The 15109-nt window shown below is 67.5% G+C and carries 16 protein-coding genes; 3 read left to right on the top strand and 13 right to left on the bottom strand.

What is annotated here, in order from left to right; genetic code table 11:
* Positions 1-36: 36 nt before the first annotated feature.
* A complete protein-coding gene (locus FDK12_RS05650; RefSeq protein WP_137368632.1) occupies positions 37-279 on the bottom strand; it encodes a hypothetical protein in 243 nt (80 codons plus the stop codon).
* Between FDK12_RS05650 and FDK12_RS15340 the strand changes: the two genes are divergently transcribed.
* Positions 278-412: a hypothetical protein gene (locus FDK12_RS15340; protein WP_262983271.1), complete on the top strand. Its 135-nt coding sequence runs from the start codon at positions 278-280 to the stop codon at positions 410-412. The genes FDK12_RS05650 and FDK12_RS15340 overlap by 2 nt on opposite strands.
* On the opposite strand, the gene FDK12_RS05655 is transcribed toward FDK12_RS15340, so the two are convergent.
* Positions 409-867, bottom strand: a complete 459-nt coding sequence (locus FDK12_RS05655) for a Fur family transcriptional regulator (protein WP_137368633.1) — start codon at positions 865-867, stop codon at positions 409-411. The two genes, FDK12_RS15340 and FDK12_RS05655, sit on opposite strands and share 4 nt — an antisense overlap.
* A gap of 237 nt (positions 868-1104) precedes the next feature.
* Here FDK12_RS05655 and FDK12_RS05660 point away from each other — a divergent pair, with 237 nt between their 5' ends.
* Positions 1105-1938 carry a GAF domain-containing protein gene (locus FDK12_RS05660; RefSeq protein WP_137368634.1) on the top strand — a complete coding sequence of 278 codons (834 nt, stop codon included), beginning with the start codon at positions 1105-1107 and terminating at the stop codon, positions 1936-1938.
* A gap of 15 nt (positions 1939-1953) precedes the next feature.
* Here the strand turns inward: FDK12_RS05660 and FDK12_RS05665 are convergent, their stop codons facing one another.
* The 11 genes from FDK12_RS05665 to FDK12_RS05715 form a co-directional block, all read right to left on the bottom strand.
* Positions 1954-2709 carry a GAF and ANTAR domain-containing protein gene (locus FDK12_RS05665; protein ID WP_223263111.1) on the bottom strand — a complete coding sequence of 252 codons (756 nt, stop codon included), beginning with the start codon at positions 2707-2709 and terminating at the stop codon, positions 1954-1956.
* A gap of 124 nt (positions 2710-2833) precedes the next feature.
* Complete coding sequence (locus FDK12_RS05670) at positions 2834-3097, bottom strand: hypothetical protein (protein ID WP_137368635.1); 264 nt, start codon at positions 3095-3097, stop codon at positions 2834-2836.
* Between the two features lie 160 nt (positions 3098-3257).
* The gene (locus FDK12_RS05675) at positions 3258-4220 is read right to left on the bottom strand and encodes an alpha/beta fold hydrolase (RefSeq protein WP_137368636.1); all 963 of its coding nucleotides are present in this window, start codon (positions 4218-4220) and stop codon (positions 3258-3260) included.
* 64 nt (positions 4221-4284) lie between these two features.
* Positions 4285-5391: a fatty acid desaturase family protein gene (locus FDK12_RS05680; protein WP_137368637.1), complete on the bottom strand. Its 1107-nt coding sequence runs from the start codon at positions 5389-5391 to the stop codon at positions 4285-4287.
* Positions 5392-5545: 154 nt separating this feature from the next.
* The gene (locus FDK12_RS05685) at positions 5546-6436 is read right to left on the bottom strand and encodes a diacylglycerol/lipid kinase family protein (RefSeq protein ID WP_137368638.1); all 891 of its coding nucleotides are present in this window, start codon (positions 6434-6436) and stop codon (positions 5546-5548) included.
* Positions 6437-6589: 153 nt separating this feature from the next.
* Complete coding sequence (locus tag FDK12_RS05690; RefSeq protein ID WP_189636269.1) at positions 6590-7396, bottom strand: HpcH/HpaI aldolase family protein; 807 nt, start codon at positions 7394-7396, stop codon at positions 6590-6592.
* Positions 7381-8166: a 2-oxo-hept-4-ene-1,7-dioate hydratase gene (hpaH, locus tag FDK12_RS05695; RefSeq protein WP_137368639.1), complete on the bottom strand. Its 786-nt coding sequence runs from the start codon at positions 8164-8166 to the stop codon at positions 7381-7383. The genes FDK12_RS05690 and hpaH overlap by 16 nt, the downstream gene beginning before the upstream one ends.
* A 43-nt stretch (positions 8167-8209) precedes the next feature.
* A complete protein-coding gene (gene hpaD, locus FDK12_RS05700; protein WP_137368640.1) occupies positions 8210-9292 on the bottom strand; it encodes a 3,4-dihydroxyphenylacetate 2,3-dioxygenase in 1083 nt (360 codons plus the stop codon).
* 31 nt (positions 9293-9323) lie between these two features.
* Positions 9324-10865 carry a 5-carboxymethyl-2-hydroxymuconate semialdehyde dehydrogenase gene (gene hpaE / locus FDK12_RS05705; protein WP_137368641.1) on the bottom strand — a complete coding sequence of 514 codons (1542 nt, stop codon included), beginning with the start codon at positions 10863-10865 and terminating at the stop codon, positions 9324-9326.
* A complete protein-coding gene (locus tag FDK12_RS05710; protein WP_137368642.1) occupies positions 10862-11593 on the bottom strand; it encodes a GntR family transcriptional regulator in 732 nt (243 codons plus the stop codon). The genes hpaE and FDK12_RS05710 overlap by 4 nt, the downstream gene beginning before the upstream one ends.
* Entirely contained in the window at positions 11538-13004 is a 1467-nt protein-coding gene (locus FDK12_RS05715) for a fumarylacetoacetate hydrolase family protein (RefSeq protein WP_137368643.1), read from the bottom strand. The genes FDK12_RS05710 and FDK12_RS05715 overlap by 56 nt, the downstream gene beginning before the upstream one ends.
* 200 nt (positions 13005-13204) lie before the next feature.
* Between FDK12_RS05715 and FDK12_RS05720 the strand changes: the two genes are divergently transcribed.
* Positions 13205-15109 (top strand): FAD-binding monooxygenase, encoded by a 1905-nt coding sequence (locus FDK12_RS05720; protein WP_137368644.1) that lies wholly within the window; start codon positions 13205-13207, stop codon positions 15107-15109.

The following is a 15109-nucleotide window of genomic DNA, read 5'->3' on the forward strand; positions in this document are numbered from 1 at the left end:
AGCGCGCCCGGGAAGGGCTCCTTCCACTCCCGCAGGTCAGGCGGAGTAGGTGTAGTACCCGCCGGAGGGTCGAGCTGCCGACGACGTCGAGACGTAGCTGCCGCGCGTGGCGGGTACGGCCCTGCCGGTCGTCACATAGGTGCCCTCTGTCTGCTCGTGGCCCGTTGCGGGCGTGGAGACGGTGACGTACCTGCCTCCCAGGGGGGCAGGAGACCGGCGGTCGGACGCTGCTGTCGAAGGCTTGTGTGTGTGGGGCAAGACGCGATCGAGGAGTGTCATGAACTTCTTTCTGCTGGTGGAGGGGTGCCTGCAGGGGGATGAATCAGGCACGCCGAAGGTAGGGTTGTCGGTTTTCGATTGGCGGCCGCTGCTGACCACGGCACCCGTCGCACGGGTGTCGCTGGTGCCCTAGCCGGTTGGGGGTACGGTCTCCCGGCACTGCTCGCACAGTCCGTTGAAGGTGACCTCCGCTGCGATCACGGTGAAACCGTGCGCGTCCGAGGGGGTCAGGCAGGGGGCCGCACCGATGACGCAATCGACATCCCGGATGGCTCCGCAGGAGATGCACACCAGGTGGTGGTGATTATCGCGGACCCTGCACTCGAACAGCGCCGGCGATCCGGCTGGATCGAACCTCCGCACGAGGCCTGCCTCCGTGAAGGCGGCGAGAACCCCGTAGACCGCCTGGGTCGACGTGCCGGGAAGAGCATCCCGTACGCTCTCGAACACGTTGTCGGCGCTCGAGTGCGGCCTGCTCTGCAGCGCCTGCAGAACGGCCACCCGCGAAGCGGTGACCTTCAGGCCCGCCGCCCGGATGGATTGCCGCAGCACCTCCGGATCGGCGGGGGCGGAGGGAGAGAGCGTCACAGTGCAAGCTTACTGGTTGTTTTGATTAAGTCAAAACAACTGGATGGCATCGAGGACTCATGCTGCCGGGCAAGCGTGGCATGTTGGGCAGATCATCCCCCGACCCGTGTCATCGAAGGCGCGGCGCGCTAACGTAGGGAAGTAAGCCTGCTGACGGTTCGACGTCTTGCCGGTCGAAGCGGTAGCACTGACGACGATCAACGGCGTGGGCGGGCTGTCGGCATGGAAGGTACTGGTATGAGCACGCAGGCACGGCTTGAGCAGCTGAGGGAGGTCCTGTCGGCGACAGGGCTGACCCTCGAGGACGTGTGGGTTAGTTACTACGGTCGGGGCGGAGCGGTGTCGCGCTTCGAGCTTGAGGCCTACGTGTCGGGGATGTTCGAGCTGCAGGACATCGAGTGCGACATTCTGGCTGATGCGACGAACGAGCTGCTGGCGGGGGTCGGCGCGAAGGACCGCATCGAGCGTTGTTCGGTCGATGTGCCGCACCAATCGTCGAAGGATTCCCGGCGAGCCCTCGGTGTCGCAGGATCGTTCCTTCTCACCCCCGAGGAGCAGGAGCAGGAACGCCTGGATGCGGTCACCCGGACACACCTGCTCGACACGCTGCAGGAGGAGAGATTCGACCGGATCACGCGGCAGGCGAAGGACTACTTCCAGGTCAGCTCGTCCATCGTGGCGTTGATAGACGATCGGCGCCAGTTCCTCAAATCCGTGATCGGGCCGGTTCAGCAGAACATGCCACGAGAGATCTCGTTCTGCAATGCGACGATCCGGAATGCGGGCCCGTTGATCGTGCGGGACGCGCTTGAGGACGAGCGGTTCAAGGACAATCCGCTCGTCCTGGGGGAGCCCTACATCCGCTTCTACGCCGGCTATCCACTGCGAGGGCCTGGAGGGTGGACGATCGGTACGCTGTGCGTGATCGACCAGCTACCGCGGGAATACTCGATGCGGGACGGTAGGAAGCTACGAACGCTCGCGCGACAGGTCGAGGACGAGATCAACGGACCCCGCCTCGTGCCGGACGACCCTGACGAGGCACAGGCAGGGCAGGTTCACGAACCCTAGCGGGTACTCCGACGATCAGGCGTCGAAGTGGGTGCGGACCGTTCCCTTCTGACCCAGGGAGGCCAGGAGCTCCACCGCGAGGTCCCGCAGCTTCATGTTGCGGCCCTGGGAAGCAGTGCGCAGGATCGCGATCGCTTCGTCCTGGCTGCAGCGGTTCTGGCCCATGACGGCGCCGACGGCAAGATCGATGGCGGTTCGGGATTCCATAGCTGCCTTGAGGTTTTGCGAGTTGTCGCTCAGCGTTGCGATCCGGACCGCCAGCCGTAGGGACTTCGAAGCATCACGGGCGAATCCCTCGGCAACCGCGATGCTCGTCACCGAGAACGCGGCCGGTTCCGTCGAGTAGAAGTCCAGGCCGGCGCTCGCGCCCGCGTCCAGCCGGATGGGAATCCCCAGCGCCGATCGGATGCCGTGGCTTGCGATGGCCTCACGGTATTCGGGGAACCGGGACTCACTCAGGAAGTCAGGAATATGCACGGTGTAACCCTCACGGGCGGCGCGAAGGCACGGTCCGTCGTTGAACCCGTACTGCACCTCATCCATGACCTTCGCCTGGTCACTGCTACTCGCGACGGTGACCATCGACCCCGGACGCAACAGGGTGACACCGCAGAACACTTCTCCCTGCGCGCCGGTGAACGCCTTCGCTGCGACCGTCACGAGCCCGTCGAGGAATTGCTGGACGTCGTCGCTGTCGAGCACCATGTCCTGCAGCAGGGAAATGGTCGTGTTCTCCGCGGCTTCTGCGGCAAGTTCCCTTTCATCAGGCACTGCGGTAATTCCTCACCGACTCCAGCAGGAGCCACTACAACGACCAACGGACGGAACAGGGAAAGATTCGGCCGCCGGCACGTGGCTCGCCGACAGCGGTTCGGCTCGGCATCCGCCAGGAATGCTAGAGGTGGCGAACGTCCCCGCCCGCGGGAAGGAACGCCTGAGGGGACACGGCCGACGGCGCGGTAGCCGCTGCATCGCGGCGGTCGAGCTCCTGGATCAGTTCCTCGCTGCGGAACTCTGTCTCCGGATCGACTTCGCCGTCGTGCACGTACGCGTGCGCCAACTCGCGCTGGATCTTGCTGTTGAGAACCTCGACCTCCGGAAGATCGAGGCCTCCAAGGTCTTCGGGAAATGGCTCGGAGGAAGTGAGTCTGGTGTTCATGGGACGCCTATCAACTGGAAGGGAACAGGGACCAACCCCGGGCTCTCTTCTGAACCGCTACCGACAATGTCAGCAGGACCTCATCCTACTCAATCCGCGGCTCACGGCCGCCACCCTTTTCGAACGCGGCGCCGGGGAACAGGACAGGAAGGCCGTGGCGCTATCCCACGCGATCCGCGGACGGGCGGACGCGAGAGTCCTCGACGAACCGCAGAATGGCACCCGCGACGAAGCGGGAACCTGTACGGTGCGCAGCGTGGGGCTGGCCGGGCACCTCCGCGATGCGTCCGTCGGGAGCAGCCGCGGCCAACCTCCGACACCACGTGCGGCCTGCTACCGGATCCAGCGCGCCGCGCAGCACCAGGACGGGCTGTGCCACCACGGCGAGCCGTTCGTCCAGGCGGTAATCCAGCATCACCGGTAACTCCTTCAGGTACCAGCGGATCCCGCACCGCAGGTAGGCTGCCCCTACCAGGAGGTTCGTGACCGGACGTTCCAGCAGGGTGTCGAGGGCCAGGGCGGCGGCGTTCCGCGCGGCGGTCGGATGGGACGTGTCCGTGACCGGACCGATGAGGACCACGGCCGACACCAGGTCAGGACGGTTCACCGCGAGCTCGGTGACGAACTGTGCGCCAATAGAATGACCGACCACCACGCACGATTGACGCCCTGCGTCCACCAGTGCCGTCGCGATGACTGCCGCGTAATCGCCGACGCAGAGTTGCGAAGCCGGCCGGGGTGTCCCCCCGAAACCGGGAAGGTCGAGCACCAGGGTGTCTCCGTAGGGCACCAACTCCGCCCGCAACCGGGCGAAGTAGCGGTGCGACATGCCGATCCCGTGCACCAGGACGAAGACCGGACGAGCCGGATCGTCGCCGGTCCGGCTGGACCATGAGTGGACGCGGTACGACACCTCCCGGCGCGATCCGGTCGCTGCATCCAGCGTGGTCCTCACCATGCCCGTGCAGTCGTGGACGACGGCAGCCTCGCCTGCCGGGTCCTCGCCGTCGGACGGGCGGCGAAAGGACGCGTGGCGGGAAGTCGGTGGCCACGAGGAGGGACGGCGGAGAGCCATCTGCTGGAGGAGGGCAGGCAGGCGCCCGGTCGAACGATGGGATGTCACTGCGCGCAGGATCGCTTTCGTGGGCGGGCGCCGCTTCGAAGTGCGGCGGGCGGGGGGCCGGGTGTCAGGTTCGGCGGTAGCGGTTGAGGGTCGGGCAGTCGAAGGGGTCACGGGCTGCGAGTCCTACCCGGTTGAGGTAGGTGACGACGGCCGCGTAGGAGGCGGTGACGCCCACTTCGGTGTAGGGCACGCGCAGGCGCTCGCAGTGTTCCTTGACGATCACGGCGGCGCGGCGCAGGTGGGGGCGGGGCATATCGGGGAAGAGGTGGTGTTCGACCTGGAAGTTCAATCCGCCGAAGGCGTTGTTCACGAACGAGCCTCCGCGGATGTTGCGGGAGGTGAGGACCTGCTTCTGGAAGAAGTCGAGCCTGCTGTCCTTGGGCACGATGGGCATGCCCTTGTGGTTGGGCGCGAAGCTGGCGCCCATGTAGATCCCGAACACCGCAAGCTGTACACCGAGGAACGCGAAGGCCATGCCGACGGGCAGGAACCAGAACAGGATGCCCAGGTACGCGCCGAAGCGGGTCGCGAGGAGGGCGAGCTCGACCCAGCGGCCGGTGATGGCCCGGCGGGCGAAGAGGGTGCTGATGGAGCGCGCGTGGAGGTTGATGCCCTCCATCGTGAGCAGGGGGAAAAACAGGTAACCCTGGCGGCGGGTGATCCAGGCGTGCAGCCCTCTGGCCTTCGCGGCATCGTCCTCGAGGAAGGAGATGGTGTCGACCTCGATGTCGGGGTCCTTGCCGCGGGTGTTGGGATCGTTGTGGTGGCGCGTGTGCTTGTCCATCCACCACGCGTAGCTGATCCCGACGACGCCGGCGGCGAGGATGCGCCCGGACCAGTCGTTGGCGCCGCGGGTCCTGAAGATCTGGCGGTGCGAGGCCTCGTGGGCCAGGAACGCGACCTGGGTGAGGACGACGCCGAGGACGGCGGCGATGAGGAGTTGGAACCAGGTGTCACCCAGGAGCGCGAAACCGGTCCAGGCCGCCCCCATGACCAGGGCGAGGATGGCGAACACCGAGACGTAGAAGCGCCGCCGCCGGTTCAGGAGGCCTTCCTTGCGGACCTGCTTCAGCAGCACCGAGTAGGAAGCCACGACGTCGTTGGGCTTCGAGATACGAACAGTGCGAGGGGCAGCAACGGGCGCGGCCGGTGGGGTGGCGAGATCGCTCACGGTTGTCCTTTGGTGGGGGTGACGGCCACGCGGTGCTGGTCGGCGGCGGGGCGTCGGAGATCGGGTCCAGCTGGGCGGTGCACGCGGTAAGCGCCGGGTCAGGGGTACTTCCTGCCAGGAGTACTTCGTACCGGTGGCCCGTTGTGATGGGCGCTCAGCCGAGGATGGCGAGTGCCCGGGGAACGCTGTCGATCGTGATGTCCGTGGCAGCTTCGACGGACTTCACTTCGCCGTCGATCTGGTAGGGCATGGGCTTGAGCGTCGAGAACCGGTACTGCGTGTAGCTCGGCTGGTCGCCCAGCCCCTTGGTCGTGGCGCGGAGGGCGGTGAGCAGGATCCGCCACTTGGCCATGTGGGGGAAGGTGATGACCTCGAACTTCCCGTCTGCCGGGTGGTCCCCGGCTTCGCTCAGGGTTGCGTACTTCGCCATCTGCGAGATATTCGCGAAGACGAGGCTGTCGAACGAGCGTCGCTTGCCGTCACTCTGCCGGATCTCGAAGGGCTTGAACTTGGAGAAGGTGCGCACGACGGAGAACATCTCCTTGATGGCACCCTTGCTGCCCTTCTCCAGATCGATCGCGACGACCGGCGTCAGGCCGAAACCGATGTACGAGTGCGCGTACACCGGGTCAGCTCCCGTCTCGTCCATGCTGATGCGCAGAAGGTCGATGCGGCGCACCTGCCCCTCCGTGATGGCCTCTGCCAGGGGCTTGCGGCCCGTGACGCGGCTGTGGTCGTTCGCGTTGCCCGCGGCCAGCACCGCGCAGACCGCATCATCGCTGCCACTGGCCATCACTCCGTTGACGACCTCGTTGTACCCGCCGTCACCGCTGACCGACACGACCAGGGCATTGCCTGCCGCCGCCGCCTCGCGAGCGAGATCGATGGCGTGCCCGGCGTGCTCGGTGGGTCGCATGGTGACCGTCGTGTCGGGCAGCGCGGAGGTCAGATCCTGCAGGAGCTCTTCGGCGAGCTTCGGGGCATCCCCGGTGCTGTTCGGGTTGAAGATGATCGTGATCGTGTCGAACCTGCGCGGTGATTCCATGGTGTACCTCTCCTGGTCGCCGCCCCACCGGCAGACATAACGGCAATACCTGCCTCTTTGTATCGTAAGGGTCCTGTGCACTATCGGCGTACAGGGCAGCCTTTGCGACGAGCTTTCGGACGTGGCGGTCCCCTTCGCCGGCCGCCCTGTTCGTCAGTAACCCGTCGCGGTACCATCGCCGTCGGCGGCCGGGACGAACTGCGCGGCGAGGGCTTCGGAACCCCGCGCGAGCAGGGCGACGTCGGCCCCGACCAGAATGAACCGCGCTCCGCTCCCGAGATAGTGGCGGGCCGTCGCCGGGTTGAAGGCGTTGACGCCCGCCGGGACGCCGGCACGTGCGGCCGCCGCAAGGCAGTGCTCGACGGCGGCGCGCACCTCAGGGTGTTCCTGCTGCCCGAGAAGGCCCATGGACGCCGCGAGATCGGACGGCCCGAGGAAGATGGCGTCGATCCCCTCGACGGCGAGGATCTCCTCCACGGCGTCGACGGCGGCAGCCGATTCGATCTGCACCGTGACACTGATCGTGGCGGCAGCACCGGAGAGGTAGTCGGGCACCCTGTTCCAGCGGGCCGCTCGCGCCAGGGCGGAACCGACTCCGCGGATGCCGTCCGGCGGGTAGCGGGTGGCGGCGACGGCGGCCCGTGCGTCGTCCGCCGAGTTGACCATCGGTATCAGCAGGTTCTGCACGCCGAGGTCCAGGTACTGCTTGATGACGACGGGCTCGTTGACCGGCGGACGCACCACCACGTGCACGGGGTAGCCGTGGGCGGCCTGGAGCTGGGCGAGGATCGATTCGAGGCCGTTGGGGCTGTGTTCGGCGTCGACGAGCAGCCAGTCCAGTCCCGATCCTGCGCAGATTTCGGCGACCAGCGGGCTGCCGGAGCAGACCCACATGCCCGCGAGTGGACGATCGGACGCAGCGAGGCCGGTGCTGAAGGTGGGTTCTAGACGAAGCGGCATGTCACAGCTCCCAGTGGCCCGTAGTCGGCGTGGACGGTATCGCCCCTGTGCACCCGGAGCGGCCGGGTGAAGGACCCGGCGAGGATGATGTCGCCAGCCTTCAGCCCGTCATCGTGCGCTGCGATCTTGTTGGCGAGCCAGTGCACTCCCGCGGCGGGATGGTCGAGCACTCCGGCTGCCACGCCGGTCTCCTCGACGACCTGGTTCTTGTAGAGGATCGCGGACACCCAGCGGAGGTCGACGGCGTCGGGCTGCACGGGCCTGCCGCCGACCACCATGGCGCCCATCGCAGCGTTGTCGGAGATGGTGTCAACGATCGTGCGGCCCTCCATCTCGATCCTGGAGTCCAGGATCTCCAGGGCCGGCACCACGTAGTCGGTGGCGTTGAGGACGTCGAAGATCGTGCACCCCGGCCCGGTGAGGTCCCTGTTCAGGACGAAGGCGAGTTCGACCTCCACCCGCGGCTTCGTGTAGCGCTCCCACTCCACGGAGCACCCCGTCTCCAGGACCATGTCGTCGAAGATCGCCCCGTAGTCGGGCTCGGTGATGCCGGTGGCCTCCTGCATCGCCCTGCTGGTCAGCCCGATCTTCCTCCCTACCAGCGTGCGGCCGGCGTCCTCGTTGCGCTGCCGCCACAATCGCTGGACGGCGTAGGAATCCTCCACGGTCATGTCGGGGTAGCGGGCGGTCAACAGGGGCACGGGCGTCCGGGTCCGGGCGGCCTCGAGCAGTTCATCGGCTATGCCGCTGATCGTCTGGCTGTCGAGCATCGGTGTCCTTCGCTGGAGGGGTGAGGTGTTCGCGGTGGCACCGCTACAGCTGTGTTCCGAGCTTGAAGCCCTCGGCGGGAGCGCCGCCGTCGTCCCTGCGCGTGTAGGAGAAGCCGTCCGCACCGACCGTCACGGCCTGCTCGCTCCTCTCGTCGCGCTCGACGACGTCCTGCGGGTTGCCGTCGAGGTCCAGGACGAGGGAGGCCTCGGAGTACCAGGAGGGAACGACGGCGTTGCCCCACCAGTCGCGGCGCTGGTTGTCGTGGACGTCCCAGGTGATCGTCGGGTTGTCGGGATCTCCCGTGTAGTAGTCCTGGCAGTAGATCTCGATGCGGTGGTCGTCCGGGTCGAGGATGTAGAGGTAGAACGCGTTCGAGACGCCGTGGCGACCGGGTCCGCGCTCGATGCGGTCGCTGATCCGCAGGGCCCCCATCTTGTCGCAGATCTGGATGATGTTGTGCTTTTCGTGCGTCGCGAAGGCCACGTGATGCATCCGGGGACCGTTGCCGCCGGTGAGCGCGGTGTCGTGCACGGTCTGCTTGCGGTGCATCCAGACGGCGTAGGTGACCCCGTCGGAGTCCTGGATGTCCTCAGAGACGCGGAAGCCGAGGTCCTCGAGGTACTGCCGTCCCCGCGGCACGTCGGGCGTGACCTGGTTGAAGTGGTCGAGGCGCACCAGCTCGCCCGCGGAATAGAGGTCGTAGCGCTGGGTGAGCCGCTCGACGTGCTGCACGTCATAGAAGAACTCGTACGGGAAGCCGAGGGGGTCCTCGACGCGGACGGAATCGCCGACACCCTTGGTGAAGCCGTCCCTGCGGCGCTCGGTGCGGCAGCCCAGTTCGCGGTAGTACGCCTCGGCGGCGTCCACGTCCGCCGGTGACCTCACGCGGTAGGCGAACGCGGCGACGGCCGCGACGGGTCCCTTCCGGAGGACGAGGTTGTGATGGATGAACTCCTCGAGGGACCGCAGGTAGATCGCCTCGTCGTCCTCCTCGGTCTCGTGCAGGCCGAGGACGTCGACGTAGAACGCACGGGAGCGCGCGAGGTCGGTGACCACGATCTCCATGTACGCGCAGCGGACGATGTCCGGGGCGGGGAGCGACGGCGTCGGAATGGGGTTGGGCATCGGATTCTCTCCTCGTCGAGCGAAAGGGGTGTCAGCCTTCATTGGCGGCCGAAGCCTCCACGCTGCCGAACCTCGGGATGTGGACGGTACCGAGCGTGATGTGGACCGCCTGCTGGTCCGTGTAGAAGTCGATGGAGCGGTAGCCGCCCTCGTGTCCCAGGCCGGAGGCCTTCACGCCGCCGAACGGGGTGCGCAGGTCACGCACGTTGTGGCTGTTGAGCCAGACCATTCCGGCCTCGACGTCGGAGGAGAACGTGTGTGCCCTCGTCAGGTCCTTCGTCCAGATGTAGGCCGCGAGGCCGTACCGGGTGTTGTTGGCGAGGGCCAGGGCTTCGGCGTCGGTGTCGAAGGGTGTGATGGCGACGACGGGGCCGAAGATTTCCTCCTGGAAGATCCGCGCGTCGGGGGCGACGTCGGCGAACACCGTGGGGGCGATGTAGTTGCCCTCCGGCAGGTGCTCGGGGCGTCCGCCGCCGGCGAGGAGCCGGCCCTCGGTCTTGCCGATCTCCACGTAGGCCGCGACCTTCTCGTAGTGCTCGGGATGCACGAGCGCGCCGACCTCGGTCCTCGGGTCGTGGGGGTCCCCGACGACGATGGTCCTCGCCCGGGCTGCGTACTTCTCGCAGAACTCGTCGTAGACCGGCCGCTCCACCAGGATGCGGGATCCTGCCGTGCAGCGCTCACCGTTGAGCGAGAAGACCCCGAACAGGGCCGAGTCGATCGCCGCGTCGAGGTCGGCATCGGCGAAGACGACGCAGGGCGACTTCCCGCCGAGTTCCATCGACAGCCCCTTGAGGTTGGCTGCGGCGTTGCGGAAGATCGTCTGGCCCGTGGTGGTCTCGCCCGTGAAGGAGATCAGGGGGACGTCCGGATGTTTCACCAGGGCGTCGCCCGCCTCCTCGCCGAGGCCGTTCACGAGATTGAAGACGCCGTCGGGCAGGCCCGCGTCCTCGAAGATCCGAGCCCACAGGGAAGCGGACAACGGCGTGAATTCCGCAGGCTTCAGGACCACGGTGTTGCCCGTCGCCAAGGCCGGAGCGAGCTTCCAGGATTCCAGCATGAACGGTGTGTTCCACGGCGTGATCAGGCCGGCCACGCCGATGGGCTTGCGGTTCACATAGTTGATCTGTGAGCCGGGGACCTTCATGGCGTCGTCGAACTGGGCCACGATCAGGTCGGCGAAGAAGCGGAAGTTCTCGGCCGCCCGGAGGGCCTGGCCCTTCGCCTGGGTGATGGGCAGACCGGTGTCGAAGGTCTCGAGTTCGGCGAGGCGATCCTCCTGGGCCTCGACGGCGTCGGCGATCCGGTTGAGGACCCGCGCGCGTTCGCGCGGTTTCATCCGCGGCCACGGCCCGTTCGTGAAGGCTTCGCGGGCGGCACGGACGGCGGCATCGATGTCCTCCGTCTGCCCCGCCGCGGCCGTGGCATAGGTGGAGTTGGAGACCGGATCGAGGACGTCGAAGGTCCGCCCGCCGACCGAGTCGACGAAGCGGCCGCCGATGTAGTGCTGGATGGAGGTCGGCAGGTCCTGCGGCACGTGGTGCCGCGGTGCGGTTCCGGCAGGGCTGGTCATGGCGTTTCCTCACTGGGACGGGCGCCGGACTGCGCGAGGTAGGCGTCCAGGGTGGCGCTGCGGTGGAGTCGGGCGGCGTGTTCGATGGTGTCGGCGTCGGCCCCGGATTCGATCAGGCGGAGCAGATCGTCATGTTCCTCGACCGACTCGCGCGCGCGGCCGGGAACGAACCGGAAGGTGGAGGAGCGCAGCGACGCGAGACGATTCCACCCGCGGTGCACGAGATCGAGGATGTGCGGGTTCGGGCAGTTCTCGAACAGGACGCTGTGGAAGTCCTGGTTGAGGCGCGTGAAGCGCACCGGGTCGAAGTGCTCGAGGCAGGCACGCATCTCGTTGTTCACGCTGCGTGCGCGGGCGATGTCCGCAGGTCCCATCAGGGGCGAGGAGAGGGCAGTAGCGGCACCTTCGACGACGCTGAGGGTCTGCATCGTATAGAGATACTCGGTGGGGTCGATGCCGGCGACCGTCGCTCCGACGTTTCGCTCGAAGGTGACGAGGCCTTCGGCCTCGAGCCGTCGAATGGCCTCACGGACCGGCACCACACTCACACCGAGGTCCTCGGCGATCTTCGCGAGCACCAGGCGGTATCCGGGGGAGTAAGTCCCATCCACGATGCGTGCCTTGACCGCCTCGTAGGACTGCTGCGACTTGCTGCCGGCCGCCGTCTCCGTCCTAGCCACGGGAGTCTCCCGAGACGTGCTCCTGGTAGCGGGCGCGCCACTCGGCATTCATCGGGTACAGGCCGTCCACGCCGTGCCCCTCACGGACCATGTCGGCGATGAACGCCTCCTCGTTCTCCTGGGTCACGGCATCCTCGGCGAGTTCCTCCGCCAGCGCCGGCGGGATCACCAGGATGCCATCGGCGTCGGCCACGATGATGTCGCCGGGCTGCACGGTGGTGCCGCCGCAGGCGATCGTGACGTCGGTGTCCCAGGGGATGTGCCGGCGCCCCAGCACCGCCGGATGAGGATTCGCGTAGTAGGTGGGGATGTCCATGGCGGCGACGGCGGAGAAGTCGCGGACGCCTCCGTCGGTGATGATCGCCGCGGCTCCGCGCACCTGGGCGCGGAGAGCGAGGATGTCACCGATGGTGCCCGTTCCCTTCTCGCCCCTCGCCTCCATCACGAGGATCTCGCCCTCGTTGATGGAGTCGATCGCGCGCTTCTGGGCGTTGAATCCGCCGCCGTGTGCCTCGAACAGGTCCTCGCGGTTCGGGACGTACCGCAGCGTGCGGGCCAGGCCGACCACCCGGCAGTCCGGGCGCGTGGCCTGCAGGCCGTCGATGCTGACGTTGTCGAGGCCGCGCTTGCGCATCTGCGCGGACAGCGTGGCCGTGGCGACGCCCTCCAGCTTCGTCCTGAGCTCGGGGGTGAGCGCCGGTCGTGGCACGGCGAGCCCGGCGGCTTCCCGTGATCCGTAGGCCTCCTCGCGCTGGGCGTCGTCCGCCTTCGGCTGGGCACCGAAGTCGGCGAGCGACGTCGTTCCCTGCACCACCCGGGTGCGCAGGCGGCCCGTCGAGAGCGTGCCGTCGAGGGTGGACACCTCGACGTCGACGACGTCGCCCGGGTGCGCGACCGAGGCGCCGGCCGGGGTGCCGGTGAGGATGATGTCACCGGGTTCGAGTGTGAGGAGCTGCGACAGGTCCGCGATGAGCCGCGTGAAGGGGAAGAGGAGGCCCGCCGTCGTGTCGTCCTGCACCACCCCGCCGTTGTGCCAGGTACGGACCCGGAGGCCCGCCGGGTCCACGGATGCGGCGGGCAGCAGCTTCGGTCCGATCGGGGTGAAACCGTCGCCACCCTTGGAGCGCAGGTTCGACCCCTTGTCCGCATAGCGCAGGTCGTAGACGCCGAGGTCATTGCCGGCAGTGACCCAGGCGACGTGGCCCCAGGCGTCCTCGGGTGGGACCCGGCGCGCGGGGGCGCCGATGACCAGGGCGATCTCTCCTTCGAAACCGAGGAGTTCGCAGCCCGCCGGGCGCTCCACCTCCGAACCGGAGAGCGCGAGCGACGAGGATGGCTTGAGGAAGTAGGAGGGCTGGTCGGGCGTCCTGCCGCGCTGCGCGGCCCGGCTCGGGTAGTTGAGGTGCACTGCGATGACCTTGCGGGCCGCTCGCAGGATGCCGTCGTCTACCTCGTCCACCGTTGCTCCTCATCGAGTACGAAATCGTATACGAACCCTAGGGGTCGGTTCGTCCACGCGTCAAGGGCGCCCAACGGAGGGGATGCGGCGTCCTTGATCGGCGGTGAGGGGCGCAGTAGCATCGCCGGACAACAGTAGAACGAGCCGTTCGATAATCGAACGGGATGCAGCCCGACACCACGATGAAGTGAGGTAGGCCCGTGCAGTTCCATCATCATGGATACGTCTCCGGAGACCCGAAGATCCATCCGGCTGCCGGGGTCGGCATCGATCGCCCCATGGAACTTCCTGACACCGTGGACGTGCTGGTCGTGGGAACCGGCCCGGCCGGCATGATCGCCGCAGCGCAGCTCTCACAGTTCCCGGGTGTCACCACGCGCATCATCGAGCGGCGGCCGGGGCGGCTCGCCATCGGCCAGGCGGACGGGATCCAGGCGCGCAGCGTGGAGACCTTCCAGGCCTTCGGGTTCGCCCAGCGGATCACCGACGAGGCGTACCGCATCGTCGAGATGGCGTTCTGGAAGCCCGACCCGGAGGACCCGTCCCGCATCGTCCGCACTGCGCGTCCCGAGGACGACCCGACGCAGATCAGCGAGTTCCCGCACCTCATCGTGAACCAGGCCCGTGTGCTGGACTACTTCGCCGAGTTCATGAGGAACGCCCCCACCAGGATGGAACCGGACTACGGGTTCGAGTTCGTGCGGCTCGAGGTCGACGACGACGCCGAGTATCCCGTCACCGTCACCCTCGTGGAGACGGCGGGTGAGCGCGAGGGTCGGCAGCGCACGGTCAGGGCACGGTACGTCGTCGGGGCCGACGGTGCCCGGAGCAAGGTACGTCAGGCCATCGGGTGCTCCCTCGAGGGGGACGCGGCCAACCACGCATGGGGCGTCATGGACATCCTCGCCGTCACGGACTTCCCGGACATCCGCCGGAAGTGCGCGATCCAGTCCGGCAGTGGCGGCAGCATCCTGCTGATCCCGAGGGAGGGCGGCCATCTTTTCCGCATGTACGTGGACCTCGGGGAGACGGAGCCGAGCGGACGGGGCGCCGTCCGGACCACGACGATCGATCAGATCATCGCGAAGGCCAACGCCATCCTCAGCCCGTACACGCTCGACGTCCGGGACGTCGCGTGGCACAGCGTCTACGAGGTGGGCCACCGGTTGACGGACAGGTTCGACGACGTCCGGCAGGAGGACGTCGGAACGCGGACGCCGCGCGTCTTCATCACGGGCGACGCGTGCCACACGCACAGCGCCAAGGCCGGACAGGGTATGAACGTCTCCATGCAGGACGGCTTCAACATCGGCTGGAAACTCGGGCATGTGCTCGAGGGCCGCAGCCCCGAGAGCCTGCTCGCCACCTACTCCGCGGAGCGGCAGGTGGTTGCGAAGGACCTCATCGAGTTCGACAAGCAGTGGTCCACGCTCATGGCCAAGCGGCCGGAGGAATTCGAGGATCCCTCCGAACTCGAGGACTTCTACGTGCGGACCGCCGAGTTCCCCGCCGGGTTCAGGACCCAGTATCGAGCGTCGATGCTCGTCGGTGAAGCGACGCATCAGGACCGCGCCACCGGGTTCCCGCTCGGCAAGCGATTCAAGTCCGCGCCGGTCGCGCGCGTGTGCGACGGCGTCCCGATGCACCTCGGGCATCACGCGACCGCCGACGGCAGGTGGCGCATCTACGCCTTCGCCGATGCTGCACCGGCCGGGGCGGCATCGAAGGTCGCGGGATTCGCGGACTGGCTCACGACGTCGTCGCGCTCGCCTCTCGCCGCCACTCCGGAGGGCTCCGACGTGGATGCGTGGTTCGACGTGAAGGTGGTGTACCAGCAGGACCACACGGCCGTCGATATCGGCCTGGTCCCGAAGGCGTTCCTGCCGTCCGTCGGTTCGTTCCGGCTCACCGACTACGAGAAGGTGTACGCCTCGACCCCGTCCGCGGACATCTTCGGGTTGCGGGGACTCGACCGGGACGGCGTCGTCGTCGTGGTCCGGCCTGACCAGTACGTCGCTGCCGTCCTGCCGCTCGACGCGACCGGGGAGCTCGAACAGTTCTTCGCCGGGTTCCTTGCGCCGACCCGCACAGTGCAGGCCTCCTAG

This window comes from Arthrobacter sp. NamB2, assembly GCF_005281365.1.
GTDB lineage: Bacteria > Actinomycetota > Actinomycetes > Actinomycetales > Micrococcaceae > Arthrobacter_D.

Coding starts and splice junctions, on each gene's coding strand:
- FDK12_RS15340 (WP_262983271.1), top strand. CDS start 278: ATGAACTTCTTTCTGCTGGTGGAGGGGTGCCTGCAGGGGGATGAATCA.
- hpaD (WP_137368640.1), bottom strand. CDS start 9,292: ATGCCCAACCCCATTCCGACGCCGTCGCTCCCCGCCCCGGACATCGTC.
- FDK12_RS05660 (WP_137368634.1), top strand. CDS start 1,105: ATGAGCACGCAGGCACGGCTTGAGCAGCTGAGGGAGGTCCTGTCGGCG.
- FDK12_RS05670 (WP_137368635.1), bottom strand. CDS start 3,097: ATGAACACCAGACTCACTTCCTCCGAGCCATTTCCCGAAGACCTTGGA.
- FDK12_RS05710 (WP_137368642.1), bottom strand. CDS start 11,593: ATGCCGAGTGGCGCGCCCGCTACCAGGAGCACGTCTCGGGAGACTCCC.
- hpaH (WP_137368639.1), bottom strand. CDS start 8,166: ATGCTCGACAGCCAGACGATCAGCGGCATAGCCGATGAACTGCTCGAG.
- FDK12_RS05690 (WP_189636269.1), bottom strand. CDS start 7,396: ATGCCGCTTCGTCTAGAACCCACCTTCAGCACCGGCCTCGCTGCGTCC.
- hpaE (WP_137368641.1), bottom strand. CDS start 10,865: ATGACCAGCCCTGCCGGAACCGCACCGCGGCACCACGTGCCGCAGGAC.
- FDK12_RS05650 (WP_137368632.1), bottom strand. CDS start 279: ATGACACTCCTCGATCGCGTCTTGCCCCACACACACAAGCCTTCGACA.
- FDK12_RS05685 (WP_137368638.1), bottom strand. CDS start 6,436: ATGGAATCACCGCGCAGGTTCGACACGATCACGATCATCTTCAACCCG.